Here is a 16,014-nt window from a genome sequence, read left to right on the forward strand (position 1 = left end):
CCCCGACGCGGACGCCGTGCGCGCGTTCGACCGGCTGGCCTACCTGCTCGAACAACAGGAACGACCCAGACGGCCGGCGGAGACACGCCGGGCGTTCATCGAAAGCGTGACCGCGGACGACCGCGCCCGCCGTGTCCTCGATGCATACGAGCGAGCCACGTACGGCGACGGCGTCGACCGGGCGACGGCCGACGCGGCGACCGACGCAGTCGGCGAACTCGTCCGCGAGCGGACGTTCCCGGCCCGTGCTTTCGCCGACTGACCGATGGTCGGTCGGCCCACGAGGTGTGGTCCCGATACTGTTTAATATCCCCGACCAGTAGTTTTACCCTGTAATGTCGGAAGTCTGCTCGACGTGCGGGCTCCCTGAGGAACTCTGCGTCTGTGAGGACGTGGCAAAGGAGTCTCAGGAGATCAACATCCGCATCGACGAGCGCCGTTACGGAAAGGAAGTAACGATCATCGAAGGGTTCGATCCGAAAGACGTCGACATGGATAGCCTGTCGTCGGATCTGAAATCGAAGTTCGCCTGCGGTGGGACCGTCGAGGACGGCTCGATCGAACTTCAGGGGAACCACCTCGGACGCGTGGAGGACTTTCTCCGCGACAAGGGGTTCAACGTCGCGTGATCGGACTCTAGGCTCGCAGTCGAGCACCCCGCTTTTTCCGATCGATCAGAACGGCGAGTCGGGGGTCTCGTGGTCGTCGGTCTCGTCGGCGTCGAGGTCGCCGGTCCATGCCTCCAATCCACCGGCCATGCTTTCGACACGTGCCGCGGCCGTCCCCTCGTAGGAGCCGATGAGACGGGCGGCTTGGACGCTCGCCTTGCCGTGTGGACAGACGGTGACGATGTGGTCCGAGTCGGTGAACTCGTCGATCCGATCGGGTAACTCGTTGAACGGGACGTTCTCGCTTCCGGGGATGTGACCGCGGGCGAACTCGGTCGGCGACCGGATGTCGATGATCCGCGGTTGGTCCGCCTCGTCGAGTAACGATTCGACCTCCTCCGAGCTGATTTCGTCGTCCATACCCGGTTTGAGGGGCGTCCCCGAAATAAGCCCCCCGATGCGCTCCCTGCCGGCCGCCTACCCGGTCCGGAGCACCGCCGTCGGAAGTCGCTCGCGCCGGTCGGCCGGATCGGATGGAAGCGACCGCGTCTCGTCCAGTCCGGCCTCGGCGGTCGCCCATAGGAGTGTCGTCCCGTCTGCACGCTCCGCGTACGCCTCGGGGGAGAGGGTCGTCACCCGCTCAACGTCGAGTGTCCGGTCGTCGAGAACGAGTCGGTCCACGGCCGTTATCGCGTCGGTCGTCGCCGCCGCCGGTGCGACCACGAACAGGTGCGTGCCGGCCCCGACGGGGTCGTTTCCCACCGCCAGCGCCGACGCGCCGGCCGTTTCGGCCCGGTCGACAAGCTCCGGGAGCGTCGCCTCGACGCGGTCCAGCGTGCGGCCGAGTCGTTCCGCCCCCGTCGCCGGGTCGATCGCCCCCGCCTCAAACAACGTCAGCATCGACGCCGTCCCGGTCCCGATCGGCCGTTCCTCGACGCCGAACGGGTAGGGCGTCCCGTCGACCCGGATCGCGTCGGCCTCGGCTACCGCCGCCGGCGGATCGCCCCCCGGGTCCGGCACGTGGACGGACAGGGGAAGGTCGCGGTCCCAGTCGGGGCGTACGGTCTGGACGCCGACGAACTCCGCCTCGCGCTCGCGGTACGCGTCGACCAGTTCGGCCGGCGTGAGGGCGTCTACAGTCTCGTCGAGGAGACGCTCGATAGCGCCGCTGTACCCCTCCTCGGGACCGAGTCGGCGAGCGAGGCGCTCGGCCACCTCGCCTTCGACCCACAGCATCGTCGGGTCCTCGAAAAGGTCGTCGGGATACGGCGGCGGTTGGGTCCGCTTCACCGTCGCCTCGGCGGCGTCGATCTTTCGCCGTGCGCGGTCGTGATACGCCGAGACGATGGTCCGAGAAAGCGGGTCGCCCTCGGTCGCCCGCCCGATGGCCCAGACGTACAACCCGACCGCCTCGAAGGTGAGACGGTCGGCCCCCTTGTGGACGAGGTTGCGCAACACCCACGTTTGGGCCTCGCGTCGTGAGAGCGCCGTCTCGGCGACGAGTTCCTCCGTATAGGAGCCGTACAACTGCTCCAGCGTGTAACAGTACTCCTCGATTTCGTCGCGGGTGACGTTGTCGGGCAGCGGATCGACGGCGGTAAAATCCAACGCCGACCCGATGGCGTTCAGTTTCGTCGAGGGGTGCCAGTGCTCCTCGAACTCGGCTCGCATGCGAGGCGGTAGTGTGGCCCGCGGGTTAAGTCCGCGCCTGTGCGTCCGAGGGCTCCCGATCGATCAGATCCGCCCTTCGAAGTACGACAACGGCACCTCCTCAACGACGTTCGCCTCGCCGCTCTGGACCTGGAGGATGCGGTACGGCACGACGGGTTCGAGGTTCTCGTTCAGGTCGACCGACCCCGACGCCCCGTCGTAGTTGACGGCATCGCCGTTGCCGAGAGCCTCCTTGCCGGCCCCGAACTCCGAGACCGAAACGGTGGTGTCACTGTCCGTGGCCCGGGAGACGCTCCGGACGTTCTCGGCGATGGCGGTGCCGCTGGCCTCGCCACCGGCCTCCATGGCAAGGCCCATGAGGTATGTCGCGTCGTAGGCATGGGGTGCGAACTGCGTGATGTTGCCCGTCCCACCCATGTTCGACTGAAACGTCTCGCTGTTTGCGGTCTGGGGCGAGGTGATGTACATCCCCTCGACGATGTCGGAGAGATCAGAGAGAAGTTCGGGCGAGAGGATCGCCTCGGCGGCGACCCAGTCGCCACCGTAGCCGCCCCGATTCCACTGCTGGAGGATCGTTCGGCCGCCACCGGGGTACATGACCGCCCCGACCGCGTCCGGATCGCCGTCGAACACCGAATCGAGCGTGGAGGTGTAATCGCTGGTCTGCTGGGAGTAGCCGACCATGTTCAGCGTCTCCCCGTCGAAGGCCTCGCTCGCGGCCTCGGCGAGCCCCTGTCCGTACGGGTTATCGACAAAGAGGAACGACGCCGTCTCGGCTTCGAGGGTCTGGTTCAGCACCCGCGCCACCACGAGCGCCTGTTGGACGTCGTTCGGCGAGGTTCGACCGTAGTATTTGACCCCGTTGCTCTCGTTGACCCCTGCCGTCGCCAGCGCCGGCGACGTGTTGCCGTTGGAGACTTCCATCACCATGTTGTCCCGGGCGATGGGGGCAAGCGTCGTGCCGATCCCGCTGGAGTAGGGGCCGACGAGGCCGACGATCCCTTCCTGATCGATCATGGTCCGGAACTTCTGGGCTGCCCGCGACGGGCTTCCCTCGGTGTCGCGGTTGACCGGGTCGATCTCCCGCCCGCCGAGAACGCCGCCGCTGCCGTTGATCTCCTCGATCGCGAGGTTGAACGCCTGCTGGTGGCCGCCACCGTAGGCGCTGTTCGTTCCGGTGACCGGAAAGATCGATCCGAGAGCGATCGGTTCGCCACCGCTCATATCACCGTCGTCCATCTCGGTCTCGGTGTCACCGCCGTCGCCCATATCGCCGTTGCCCATCTCGGTCCCGGTTTCCGTCTCGGTGTCCCCGCCGTCACCGCCGCCACCCTCCTGCTGGGAACAGCCGGCGAGCGCCACGACGCCCGCCGTCCCGGTTGCTCCGAGTCCTCTTAGTACGTCCCGTCGGCTATGTTCTGGCATTACATCATTTCGTTGATTCCTTACGTAGATTAATCTATTGCCGGGTACAGGGTTCAAACAACGGTATATAGCGAAAATTATTTCACACATTGATATAATCGTCAGAACAAATGCGGGTCGATACCTGCGACGGGTGGCGGTGTGTCACCGCCCGCCGAGTCGCCGACGAACGGACGGCGCCGTGGCGGCGGGCACGGGACACGCCGGGGTCATACGACCGGTCTCACACCGCCACATTGATACCACCTGCGGTACCCCTTCCCCACCTATGGCCGCCGAAACGGGCGTGTTGAACGCGGTCGTGACGGGCATCGTCACCGGGAGCATCGTCGCTCTCGGCGCCACCGGTCTCGCACTGGTGTACGACATCGCCGAGGTACCGAACTTCGCCCACGGGGATCTGTTAACCCTCGGGGCGTACACCGCATTGCTGGTGAACAAACCCGACACCGTCCCCTTGTTCGGTGCGCTGGCGACCGGGCCACAACAGTTAGGGGTCGCCGGAATGGCCGTTCTGTTCGTTCTGTCCGTCGCCGGCGTTCTCGGGACCGTCTATCACCTCGGGGGGATCGGTGCGTTGCGAGGCGACTGGTGGAGCGTCGACGTGTCCGACACCGTCGCCCTCGTGGTTCACGGCGGGGTGGCGGCCGCGGTGGGCGTCGCCGTCGCTCTGGGGGCACCCAACTTCTTTGCATCGCTGTTGTTTGCCTTCGTGTTGCTCGGGGCTGTTGTCCCCGCATTGGAATCGTACGTCTTCCGCAAGTTCCGCGAAAAGGACGTGGAACTCGCCTTGATGCTCGTCGTTTCGTTGGCGGTTGCGTTTATCGTCCGGTTCGGCATCCAGACGGTATTTGGGGGCGAGATCCGTTCGTACACAGTCGATACGACCGCCCCGTTTCTCGGCGGACAACTCGACGTTACGCTGGCAAAGTTTTTCGACATCTTTGTCGTCGAAACCGGTCTGGTCGTCGGAATCGTGGAGTCGCGGGCCGGCACCATCGAACCATTGTTGGTGTTGTCGTACTCGTGGCTCGAACTCGGCGTCGTTGTCGTCGGGACGGCGGCGGCCGCGACGCTCGCCTCCCGCCGCCGGCGTGACTCGGCCGCCGTCGTTGGCCCGCGCCTCGCCGCCGTGGGAGCGGCGCTGGCCGTTCTCGCCCTCGGCGGGGCGGCGTTCTGGGGCGGGGGGACGACTCTCCCCGACGCCTCGCTCTACGCCACACGGATCCGCGCCTCGCCCCTGCGACTCGGCATCATCGGCCTCGCGTTATTCATGATGTCGTTGCTTCACTACCTACTGCAGGCGACGACACTGGGGAAAGCGATGCGTGCGACCAGCGACAACCGACAGTTGGCGATGGTACGGGGCATCAACACCCGGCAGGTGATGATGTCGGTCTGGATCATCTCCGGACTGTTCGCCGCCGTCGGCGGCGTCATGCTCGGCTTTCTGTTCAGTTCGATCACCATCAACCTCGGATTCAATCTGCTGTTGGCGATGTTTGCCGGTGTCATTCTTGGCGGCATCTCCGTCTACGGGGCCATTCTCGGGAGTTACGTCGTCGGGCTGGCGATGGAGATCGGTATCTTTGCCATCCCGGGACTCAGCGCCACCTACCGCATCCCGCTCGCGTTCGTGGTGTTGTTGCTCGTCCTGTTGATCAAGCCGGAAGGCATCGTGGGGAGGAGCTGAGATGGCGGCCTCCGACGTCGTGATGTCGTTCATGTTGTTGGTATCGATCTACGGCATTCTCTCGCTCGGTCTGAACATCAAGTACGGCCACACCGGGCTGCTCGATTTCGGCCACGTCGGCTTCTACCTCATCGGCGCGTACACCGCGGCGTTGTTCGTTCTTGGCCCCGACGACCCCTCCGATTTCACGACCTACGTTGTCGGCCTCGGCGAACTCCCGGTGATCGGGACGTGGGGCACCGCCATTCTCGCGGCAACGCTTCTGGCCGGCCTGATCGGCGGCTTGGTCGCCTTACCGACGATCCGGTTACGGGAGGACTACCTCGCGATCACGGTGTTGGGCGTCTCGGTCATCTTCCAGCGGATCATCCAGTCGGAGTCGTGGCTGGCGAACGGTCCCGACGCACTCCGGGGGTACAGCCCACCGTTGCAGGGCCCGTTCCCACTGACGATGGAGACGGGCCTCGACGCGGCGCTGTTCGGTATTTTCGTGGCTGTCGTATGGGCCGTCGTCACCGGCGGTCTCGGCCGCCTCCACACCGCCAATGACACCACCCGGTGGCCGGTCGCACGGCTCTACACCCTCGGCACCTTCGGACTCGCTCGTCGCCGCGGCGCGTGGTCGGCCTCGCGGGTCGCGGCCGTCGCCGGCCTCGTCGCCGGCGTTCTCACGACGGCCCTGATGGCCACGCTGGCGCGCCTGCTCGCCGTCGGTGCCATCGTCTCGTTGTACGCGTGGGTCGTTGCTCTCGCCTTCGTGGCCCACCACTATCGTGACCTCGGCGGCCGGGAGTGGGCCGTCGGCGTCGCCCTCGGCACCGGGTTGCTGGTCGCGCTGTTGCCGCTTCCGGTCGTTGAGGCCGTGGGGCTCAAAATCGCCGCGACCCTCGGGTTGCTGGCGGCGTTGGTGGCGTCGTACTACTACGCGGTCACCCGCACCGAGTGGGTTGCCGACGTCAAACTCGCCGTCGTCGGCGTCGGCGCGATGTGGTTTGTCTCGTTGTGGTACTTTCTTCTCCCGACGCTTGGCCCCCTCGGCCGGGGTGACGTCGGCGGCGCGCTCAACGTGCTCGTCCAGAACCTCGTCTGGGCGCTCCGGTTCGGCGGCGACGGCGGCATCGGCTACACGCTGGTTGTTATCGGCGATCTGACAGCCACCATCGACTACACCCGGTTCCAACTCGCCGGCTTTCTGCTCTTTCTCGCCGGCCTCTACTACGTGCTGGAACTCGCCGTCCAGTCGCCGTTCGGGCGCGTCCTGCGCGCCGTGCGCAACGACGAAACGGTGGTGAAATCCCTCGGCAAAGACCCGTTCGTCTACAAGGTCCAGAGCATGGTCATCGGCTCCGCGCTCGGCGGCTTCGCCGGTGCGCTCTGGGCAATGTACGCTCAGGGACTCACCTTCACAACCTTCGCCCCACGGGTCACGTTCATCACACTCCTGATCATGTTCGTCGGCGGTGCGGGCAACAACAAGGGGATGATCCTCGGGGCCGGTATCTTCTGGGCGTTCCAGCAGGCGACGACCCAACTCGCCTCATACTTCCCGCCGGCAATCCGTGTCAACATTCAGGCTTTCCGGCTCGTCATCGTCGGCGTGTTGTTCCTGCTCATTCTCTACTATCTGCCCGAGGGCCTGCTTGGCCGCGACGACCACACTACGCCGGCGGAGACACAACCGGAGCCGGAGCCGGAAGCGACGACGGAGGCGGACTGATGACCGGGGATCCGGTCATCGAAGTCGAGAATCTCCGAAAGACCTTCGGCGGGATCGTCGCCGTCGACGGGGCGACCTTCGACATTGAGGCGGGGTCGATAACGGGGCTGATCGGGCCGAACGGGGCCGGCAAGACGACGACGTTCAACCTCATCAGCGGCTTCTACGAACCGGACGGCGGCGTCGTCCGGTACAGCGGCCGCGACCTCCAAGCGATCATGCGCCCTCACCGCGAGGAGACGCTGATCTGGGGCGGGGCGAGCGGAATCACGCTGGGGGCCTTCGGCGGGATTGTCGGCCTCGGCCCGCTCGGTCTCGGGGTGGGTGCGCTCGGGACGACCGCCGTCGGCGCGATTGCCGGTGCCGGCGGGTATCTCGCCAACCAACGGGCGACACAGCGACGCCCGGGCCACGCGAACAGCCGCCCACACATGCTCGCCCGCGAAGGCTTGGTCCGGACCTTCCAGATCACCCGTGAACTCGGCGAGATGACGGCGCTGGAGAACCTGATGCTGGCCCCGCAGGGACAGGCCGGTGAGAACCTCGCCAACGCGTGGCTCCGGCGTGACCGTGTCGCGACCGAGGAGGCCACGGTGCGAGAACGAGCCGAGGAGATGCTGGAACTGCTCGAGATCGAACACCTCCGCGACGAGGCGGCGGGCAACCTTTCGGGTGGCCAGCGGAAACTGCTCGAACTCGGACGGGTGTTGATGCTCGAACCGCGCGTGATCCTGCTCGATGAACCCGTTGCGGGGGTCAACCCCGCACTGACCGAGAAGCTGATGGACCGCATCGAGACGCTCCGTGACCAGGGGTACACCTTCTGTATCGTCGAACACGACATGGCTGTCATCATGGAGCTCTCGGAGACGATCATCGTGATGAACGAGGGAAAGAAACTCGTCGAGGGACCACCCGACGAGATCAGAACCAACGAGGCGGTCATCGAAGCCTATCTGGGGGTCTGACAAACGACAATGGCACTACTGGAAGCACGCGACGTGGTTTCGGGGTACGGCGACGCGGAGATACTCCACGGCGTCGACATCGACGTCGAGGAGCGGGAGATCGTCACCATCATCGGCCCGAACGGCGCGGGCAAATCGACGATGATGAAAGCGACCTACGGCCTCATCGGCTGCTGGGAGGGGACGGTCACCTTCGACGGCGAGGATATCACCCCGCTTCGGGCCGATCAGGTGACCGAGCGAGGGCTGTGTTACGTCCCACAGCGCGAGAACATCTTTCCAACGCTAACGGTGCGGGAAAACCTCGAGATGGGGGCGTACATCGACGACGATCCGACACAAGAGGAGTTGGAGGCGGTGTGGGAGCGGTTCCCCGTTCTCAGGGAGCGCCGAAACAAGAAAGCCAGCGCGATGTCCGGGGGCCAACAACAGATGCTCGCGTTGTCCTCCGCGCTGATGATCGATCCGGACCTCCTTTTGGTGGACGAGCCCTCGGCCGGTCTCGCCCCGGACCTCGTCGACGACATGTTCGACCGCCTCGTCGAGATCCGCGACGAAACCGACACGGCGATCCTGATGGTCGAACAGAACGCCCGACAGGCGCTCGCGATCTCCGACCGAGGGTACGTTCTCGACATGGGCGAGAACCGATTCGAAGGCACCGGCACGGAGTTGCTCGACAGCGACGAGGTGGCGGAACTGTATCTCGGTGAGTGAGGCTCTCCCCTGCCCCGTTCTGTCGGAACGGCCGACGCTCCCTCTCACCACGGCATGCTTCGGTGGTCGATGACCGGCAGGGGGGAGGGGAGATCCGTGTCCTGCCCACACGGATCGCCGACCGCTCGATCCGGGATCTGCCCGACCGCAGGCCGACGTTCGACAACGACGGGGCTCGTGTCTGCCCCCGGTGCTCCGGGGCCGGCGCGTGGCGGTCGCCCATGGCAGATGTTCCCGCTTCGCTCCGGATCCCGACAGATTCTCTATGCGCTGGCCCCTTCCAACATACGTGTCTGATATAACCGATCAGTACGGTACCCGCCGAGTGAACGAACTGTACCGCCGCGGCACGCTCGATGACGACCCGCCCGACTTCCCCGCCTCGTACGACGAACTCCGGGCGGCGGCCCACGAGGCGATGTCGCCTGAAGGACTCGCGTACGTCCACGGCGGCGCCGGAAGCGACGAGACGTTCGAACGCGGTCAGGATTTCTCCGCGTGGCGTATCGTCCCTCGAATGCTCCGTGGCGTCGAGTCACGCGACCTCTCCACGACGGTACTGGGCCAGGAGTTCCCGGTCCCCATCGCACTCACGCCGCTCGGTATCCAGTCGCTGCTCCACGAGGGGGCCGAAGGCGCCACGGCGGCGGCGACCGCAGACGTCGGCGTGCCGATGGTTCTTTCGTCGCTCTCGTCGACGCCGATGGAGGCCGTCGCCGACGCACTCGGCTCGACCCCGAGGTGGTTCCAGTTTTACTGGTCGTCCGACGAGCGGATCGCCCGAAGCTTTCTGACTCGCGCCGAGAACGCCGGCTACGACGCCATCGTCGTCACCGTCGATGCCCCGATCCTGGGCTGGCGCGAGCGGCTGATCGAGCGGGGCTACTACCCGTTCTTGGAGGGCGACGGCGTCGCGAACTACTTCTCCGATCCCGCGTTCCGCGACCGACTCGATGCCCCGCCGGAGGAGGACACGGAGGCCGCCGTCGAGGAGTTTCTGGATATCTTCGGCGACGCCTCGCTCACCTGGGACGATCTGTCGTTCATCCGCGAACACACCGACCTCCCCATCGTGGTCAAGGGTATCCTCGACCCACAGGATGCCGAACTGGCCGTCGAACACGGTGTCGACGCGATCGGCGTCTCGACACACGGCGGGCGGCAGGTCGACGGTTCGATCACGGCCATCGAGGCGCTGCCGGAGATCGCCGAGGCCGTCGGCGACGACGTCGACATCACCTTCGACAGCGGCGTGCGCCGTGCCGCGGACGCGTACAAGGCCATCGCCCTCGGCGCCGACCTCGTCATGTTGGGGCGGCCGTACGCGTACGGACTGGCCGCCGGGGGTGCCGACGGCGTGCGGACGGTACTGCAAAACTTTCTCGCCGAGTTCGACCTGACGATGGGGCTGTCCGGCCGCGAGGCGGTCACAGACATCGGCCGTGACGCCGTTCGACACGAGTCGACGCTCGTCCCGACCGTGGATCGGTCATCGCGGCCCTGACAGCCGCGCGGTTCACGCAGCGTTCTCCGTGGCCCACCTGACAGCAGTCCGGTAACGGAGATGTCGCTCTCGTCTCAGAACACACTGATTGCCGGTAGACATTTTCCGACTCCGAACCGACGGTATGCGACGCCGATACAGCAGCCCGACTGCGGTTGGTGCCGGCGACGTGGCGGTGTACGCTCCGTTTCCGGCGGTCGCCTACTTACAGGGACACCGCGATTCGACCCGGTCGCGAACCGTTCCGGCGAGGTAGCCGCTCGCGCTGCCAAACCCCGCGCCGATGCCGGCGCCGAGCGGACCGAGCGGGCTTCCCATCGCCGCACCCACCGCCGCCCCGGCGGCCGCGCCTTTGCGTGCGTGGCTCGTCTCCGTTTTCGATAACATCAAACGAAATTACGACTACATCATAAAAAACCTGCTCCCGGGTCGGCTCCCCGTTCGACACCCGACGGGTTAATACCCCAGACTGTTGGGGGAGAGCCGTCACGGGCGTCGCGCGCATAGCCGACGACGGGGCAACAGCCCCGCACACCATGGCCACGACACACCTCGACTCCGAATCGGTCGCAGTCGTCGGCGCCGGCTTCGGTGGACTCTCGGCTGCCTGTCATCTCGCCGACGCCGGGGCGGACGTGACGGTCATCGAACGGCGCGACGGCCTCGGCGGCGTCGCCGGCCGGATCGAACGCGACGGGTTCCGGTTCGACACCGGCCCGTCGTGGTACCTGATGCCCGAGGTCTTCGAGCGCTTTTTCGGGCGGTTCGGCCGTGCCCCCGAGTCGTACTACTCGCTGACACGTCTCGACCCGAACTACCGGGTCTTCTGGAAGGACGGCGACAGCGCCGCGGTCCCCGCCGACCGTTCCGGACAGCGGTCGCTTTTCGAGTCATACGAGGAGGGCGCGGGCGCGGCGCTTGACGACTACCTCGACAACGCCGCCGAGGCGTACGAGGTCGGCATGGCGGAGTTCGTCTACAAACGCCGGCCCCGGCTCCGCGACTGGCTCGACCCCGGTCTGTTGCGGGCGGCCCGCGGGGTCTCCCTTCTCGGATCGATGGACGACCACGCCGGGTCGTACTTCGACCACCCGAAACTCAAGCAACTCGTGGAGTACACCCTCGTGTTTCTCGGGGGGTCGCCGTACAACACGCCCGCACTCTACTCGCTGATGAGCCACGTCGACTTCGACCTCGGTGTCTACTACCCGCAGGGCGGTATGGCGAGCGTCGTCGACGGCGTTGCTTGTCTGGCCCGCGAACTGGGCGTCAGCTTCGAAACCGGGACCGCGGTCACCCGGATCGAACAGGCCCCCGATGGGGTTGTCGTCACGACCGAACGCGGGCGGTCACGCACCGTCGACCGCGTCGTCAGTAACGCCCCACCCGCACACACCGAACGGGAGCTGCTCCCGGCCGGGACGGCGGACCACGACCCCGAGTACTGGGACTCGCGCACCTACGCCCCGTCGGCGTTTCTGTTGTATCTCGGCGTCGAGGGCGATACCGAGACGCTCGACCACCACACGCTCGTTCTCCCGGCCGACTGGCGCGACCACTTCGAGGCCATCTTCGACGACCCCGCGTGGCCCGCGGACCCCTCCTACTACGTGAACGTCCCGTCCCGAACCGACGACACCGTCGCCCCCGACGGCCACTCGACGGTCGTCGTTCTCGTTCCGGTCGCTCCCGGATTGGACGATGGGCCGGACCGCCGCGAGCGCTACCGGGAGGCGGTCCTTGACGACGTCGCCAGCCACACCGGCGTCGACCTCCACGACCGGATCGTCGTCGAGGAGTCGGCCTGTGTCTCCGAGTTCGCCGAGCTGGGGTATCCGGCGGGGACCGCGCTCGGCCTCGCGCACACGCTCAGACAGACCGGGCCGTTCCGGCCGGGCCGCCGGTCTCAAGCCATCACCGGCCTGTACCACACCGGATCGTTCACTGACCCCGGAATCGGCGTTCCGATGTGTCTCATCGCCGGCGAACACACCGCCGAGGCGGTTCGGGCCGACGCGGCCGCCGAGACGGCGACCCCGACCCCACGGTCGCTCGTTCCGGGATTTCGTGCCGACTGATCAGGGAACGTGCCAGATCCCCCGTCTCCGGTCGAGAACGGCCCCGATAACGACGTGTGGGAGCGCGATCACGCTGATGAAGACGCTCCAGAAGGCGACGCCCCCGAGGATCGGGCCGCCCGGAAGTGGGGTCGGAACGAGAACCCAGAAGCCGACGGCGACGGCCGCCGTCGCCATCGCACCGGCGACGAGAACGCTCCACGCCCGAAACGCGACGGTTCCCGTCGTCGCTCCGTCGCCGCCGAGCAGATCCGGCCCATCCTCGACCTCGTCGTCGACGGCGAGTTCCCGGGCGACCTGTCGCGTCGAGTACCAGAACGGAAAGTACAGTCCCACGGCGATCACAACGGGGACCACCGCGAAGTACGCCACGAGCAGTGCCGTCTCGGCGGCGTCGGCGAGCCACGCTCCGGTCTCCGGTCGCCGGCGGTAGCCAAGTCCGAGATGGCCAAAAACGGCCGCGCCGTACGCGCCGCCGATCAGCCACCGCGTCAGACCGAACCACGCCGCTTTGCCGGCGAGGCCGCCGGGGTCGACCATCCCCACCATCAGCGAACTGAACGTGTGGAACGTGTCGGGGAAGGCAACGATGGGAACTGCCATCACCGCGCCGCCACGTGCGACGACCGCGAGGAGGCGCTGTCCCCGCGTGCGGATGTGTCCGGTCCCGGTCGTCGCCGACAACACGTACAGATCGCCGCCCCCGCCTTTCAGAACGGCGACGCCGATGGCCACCCCCAACCCGAGCGTCGGCGCGACGAGAAAGCCCCCGAGAAACGCCGCCGCGAGGCAGAGATAGCCGGCGATGTAGCCGCCACGGAACGTCAGTGTCCGCCGGCGAAGGTTGGCGAAATGCTCGTAGCCGCCATGCGGGAGGTTCAACGCCACCATTCCGACGAGGTAGATCCCCGCTTGTGTCCGGAGCGACACCGTCTCGCCGAGAAGCCGCGCCACGACGAACACGGCGAGCAGTCCGACGAGTGCCGCCCGCGAGGTGGTCAGCGCGGTCGGTGCGATCGTTGCCGGGAGTCGGCTGCGTACGGAGCGCATCGGTACCGCTAGCGGCGCCCACAGGTTGACCACATCTCCGTACAGCTCCGGGATTTTTTATTCCGTGGCCGGGGTATTTATAAGCCGTCGGCGATCAGCGAAACCGATGCCTGGTGGCGTCCGCGCCGAACTGGCGATCCATGGCCCGACGAACTGTCCGCTGGCGAGGCTTTCCGCGCAAGCCGACGCGCCCGTGACCGACGTCACGTGGGCCGACGACGGTAACGACGGGACCGACACGGCCGTCGCCGAGGAGTTCCGGATGTCGAGCGACGTCGACATCGACATCGACAGCGTCGACACTCTTTCCGACGCCACCGGGGTCGTCGACATCGGCGAGGACCGTGTCTACCGGTTCGACCGCGACACGGAGGCGGCCTGTCCCTGCGCTGTCGTCGAATCGCTCGGCTCGCCGCTCGCCGACGTCCGCGTCCGTGACGGCATCCTCCACCTCACACTCCATCCCGAGAACGTCGAGTGCCTGCGTTCCATCGTCGCGGCACTCGACGACGCCGCCGCCGACGTGGAACTCGAATATCTGGTCCACGCCGGTGGCGGCGACGACGCGGACCCCACTGTGGTCGACCGAAGCCGCCTCACCGACCGCCAGCGTGAGGTTATCCGGACCGCCCACGAGATGGGATACTTCGAGTACCCCCGCCGCGCCAACGCGACGACCGTTGCCGACGAACTCGGCATCGGGCTGTCGACGTTCACCGAACATCTCGCGGCCGCACAGGGGGCGCTGCTCGACGAGCTCCTGCCCGACAGCTGACCGCCCCGGAGTATTATCACTGATAACGAGGTGACAACCCATATGTCGGTTCCGGGACCGGCGTGTGATGACGGATGAGCGACAACGCGACGAGCGGTGGGGCCGTGCCCGCTCCCGTTCCGCCCGGGGATGGCGACGCGTGGTACGCCCCCGATGTGGTCGCACAGTACGAGGTGTCGCCGGGTGTCGTGGCGACGGTCAGTGACACGCCGGGCGATTCCGGCTTCGAGTACGCAGTCCGCGAACCCGGACTCGGCCCCGAGGACCGCGCCGCGATGGAGCGCATCCGCGACCATTTCACGGTCGTCAACCGTCGCCGGCCGCTGACACGCGAGGGAACCGCCGAGCGCGCGGCGGCGGGGTTCGAACCCAAGTACCGACGGGCGCTCGACCGTCTGATCGACACTTCACCCGCCGCGTGGCGACGGCTCACATACCACGCGCTCTGTGAACTCCGCCTGCTCGGCGAGTCGACGCCGCTCGCTCTCGACGATCGAATCGAAGTGGTCGACGTGGGACGGGCCGACAACCGCGTGGTCGTCCACACGGAGAACTACGCCCCCGCCCGGACGGCCTTCGACGCCGACGCGGCTTTTGTCGACCGGGTGGCCGGTGAACGGCTTCGACGCTACACCGTCGACTTCGTGGACTTTGCGGTGGATGTGGTAATCTACCGGGATCACCTGCTCGGAAGCGACCACTTCTCGACGAAGTACGCGGTGCTCGAACCCGACCTGTTGCCCGGCGACGAGCGACTCATCGAGGAGTGCAAAGAGCGGATCTGGGAGGCAAACGTCGAGAACGTGGTCGAGGACCGCCATGCGTTCGTCAGGGAACGCGCCCGACAGTTTCTTTCCCGCCGCCTTACCGCTCGGAACACGCGGGCGTGGGTCGCGGCGACGAAATACCGCGTGACGACGGCGCTCGCCGAGTACGGACTGACGGTCCCACCGGTCGACAGCCGGTACGCCACCGACCGACTCGACGACCTGGTCTACTACGTTCTCCGCGACTACGTGGGCCACGGCGTCCTCACGGTGCCGATCCGCGACCCGCACCTAGAAGACGTGGAGGCGAACCGCGTCGACGAGCGGGTGAAGGTGATCCCTCGTGCGGATAACCTCCCGGTCGGGCGCATCCCGACGAACCTCGCCTTCTCGGACGAGACGGCCTTTGTCAACGTCGTCACACAACTGGCCGCGAGCGACGGGACGGAACTCAACGCGAGTCGACCGAGCGCGAAGGTGAACCTCGATCTCCGGGGCGTCGCGGAGACGATCCGCTGTGCGGTCGCCCTCCCCGTCATCTCGGAGGGGGGACCTCACGTCTCCATCCGCAAGCAGGCCGGCGACCCCATGACGCCCGTCGACCTGATCGAACGCGACGCCATCTCGACGGAGCTCGTGACCCTACTCTGGATGTTGTACGAACACCAGGGTGTCGTCCTTTTTTCAGGGCCGACCGGCGTCGGCAAAACGACACTGATCGAACGCCCACATGCCTTTCGTTCCCTACGACGACCGGCCGGTCTCCATCGACGAGGGGAGCCGTGAGGTCCGCCTCCCCCACGAAACGGGCGTCTCGCTCACCACCCGGGACCACGAAAACGAGTACAAGCGGGTGTCGATGGCCCGCCTGATGACCGAGACGAACTATCTGAACCCGGACATGGAGGTGATCGCGGAGATCAACACGCCCGCCTCCTTCGAGACGTTCAGCGAGACGCTGAACACCGGCATAGTGTTATCGGCACCACCCACGCCGAGGACGTGGAGACGCTCATCAACCGTGTGATCGAACAAGGGCTC

The 16,014-nt window shown here is 66.5% G+C and carries 14 protein-coding genes and 1 pseudogene; 10 read left to right on the forward strand and 5 right to left on the reverse strand.

What is annotated here, in order from left to right; translation table 11 throughout:
* Positions 1-262, forward strand: a 262-nt coding sequence (locus Q0925_RS07785) for a DUF4129 domain-containing protein (RefSeq protein WP_299333725.1), incomplete at its 5' end; no start/stop codon positions are given.
* A gap of 73 nt (positions 263-335) precedes the next feature.
* Complete coding sequence (gene yciH, locus Q0925_RS07790; protein ID WP_049935096.1) at positions 336-629, forward strand: stress response translation initiation inhibitor YciH; 294 nt, start codon at positions 336-338, stop codon at positions 627-629.
* A 45-nt stretch (positions 630-674) separates the two neighbouring features.
* On the opposite strand, the gene Q0925_RS07795 is transcribed toward yciH, so the two are convergent.
* From Q0925_RS07795 to Q0925_RS07805, 3 genes are all read right to left on the reverse strand, one after another.
* Positions 675-1,028 carry a rhodanese-like domain-containing protein gene (locus Q0925_RS07795; RefSeq protein WP_299333738.1) on the reverse strand — a complete coding sequence of 118 codons (354 nt, stop codon included), beginning with the start codon at positions 1,026-1,028 and terminating at the stop codon, positions 675-677.
* A 57-nt stretch (positions 1,029-1,085) separates the two neighbouring features.
* Complete coding sequence (locus Q0925_RS07800) at positions 1,086-2,279, reverse strand: hypothetical protein (RefSeq protein ID WP_299333741.1); 1,194 nt, start codon at positions 2,277-2,279, stop codon at positions 1,086-1,088.
* A 63-nt stretch (positions 2,280-2,342) separates the two neighbouring features.
* A complete protein-coding gene (locus Q0925_RS07805) occupies positions 2,343-3,704 on the reverse strand; it encodes an ABC transporter substrate-binding protein (protein WP_299333744.1) in 1,362 nt (453 codons plus the stop codon).
* Between the two features lie 268 nt (positions 3,705-3,972).
* On the opposite strand from Q0925_RS07805, the gene Q0925_RS07810 reads away from it, so the two are divergent.
* From Q0925_RS07810 to Q0925_RS07830, 5 genes are all read left to right on the forward strand, one after another.
* Entirely contained in the window at positions 3,973-5,397 is a 1,425-nt protein-coding gene (locus Q0925_RS07810; RefSeq protein ID WP_299333747.1) for a branched-chain amino acid ABC transporter permease, read from the forward strand.
* Between the two features lies 1 nt (position 5,398).
* A complete protein-coding gene (locus tag Q0925_RS07815; RefSeq protein ID WP_299333750.1) occupies positions 5,399-7,114 on the forward strand; it encodes a branched-chain amino acid ABC transporter permease in 1,716 nt (571 codons plus the stop codon).
* Positions 7,114-8,082: an ABC transporter ATP-binding protein gene (locus tag Q0925_RS07820; protein WP_299333753.1), complete on the forward strand. Its 969-nt coding sequence runs from the start codon at positions 7,114-7,116 to the stop codon at positions 8,080-8,082. The genes Q0925_RS07815 and Q0925_RS07820 overlap by 1 nt, the downstream gene beginning before the upstream one ends.
* Before the next feature lie 9 nt (positions 8,083-8,091).
* Positions 8,092-8,799, forward strand: coding sequence for an ABC transporter ATP-binding protein (locus tag Q0925_RS07825; protein ID WP_299333757.1), 708 nt, complete (start codon positions 8,092-8,094; stop codon positions 8,797-8,799).
* A 289-nt stretch (positions 8,800-9,088) separates the two neighbouring features.
* Positions 9,089-10,303, forward strand: coding sequence for an alpha-hydroxy-acid oxidizing protein (locus tag Q0925_RS07830; protein ID WP_299333760.1), 1,215 nt, complete (start codon positions 9,089-9,091; stop codon positions 10,301-10,303).
* A gap of 201 nt (positions 10,304-10,504) precedes the next feature.
* On the opposite strand, the gene Q0925_RS07835 is transcribed toward Q0925_RS07830, so the two are convergent.
* Positions 10,505-10,690, reverse strand: coding sequence for a glycine zipper domain-containing protein (locus Q0925_RS07835; RefSeq protein WP_299333763.1), 186 nt, complete (start codon positions 10,688-10,690; stop codon positions 10,505-10,507).
* A gap of 149 nt (positions 10,691-10,839) precedes the next feature.
* Here Q0925_RS07835 and Q0925_RS07840 point away from each other — a divergent pair, with 149 nt between their 5' ends.
* On the forward strand, positions 10,840-12,381 hold the full coding sequence (locus Q0925_RS07840; protein WP_299333766.1) for a phytoene desaturase family protein: 1,542 nt from the start codon (positions 10,840-10,842) through the stop codon (positions 12,379-12,381).
* Here Q0925_RS07840 and Q0925_RS07845 read toward each other — a convergent pair whose 3' ends face one another.
* Positions 12,382-13,431, reverse strand: a complete 1,050-nt coding sequence (locus tag Q0925_RS07845; RefSeq protein ID WP_299333769.1) for a Brp/Blh family beta-carotene 15,15'-dioxygenase — start codon at positions 13,429-13,431, stop codon at positions 12,382-12,384.
* A 106-nt stretch (positions 13,432-13,537) separates the two neighbouring features.
* Between Q0925_RS07845 and Q0925_RS07850 the strand changes: the two genes are divergently transcribed.
* Both Q0925_RS07850 and Q0925_RS07855 read left to right on the forward strand, forming a co-directional pair.
* Positions 13,538-14,206 (forward strand): helix-turn-helix domain-containing protein, encoded by a 669-nt coding sequence (locus Q0925_RS07850; protein ID WP_299333772.1) that lies wholly within the window; start codon positions 13,538-13,540, stop codon positions 14,204-14,206.
* 74 nt (positions 14,207-14,280) lie between these two features.
* Positions 14,281-16,014: pseudogene (locus Q0925_RS07855) on the forward strand (type II/IV secretion system ATPase subunit); the annotation flags it as partial.

It is taken from the genome of Haloplanus sp., assembly GCF_028275055.1.
GTDB lineage: Archaea > Halobacteriota > Halobacteria > Halobacteriales > Haloferacaceae > Haloplanus.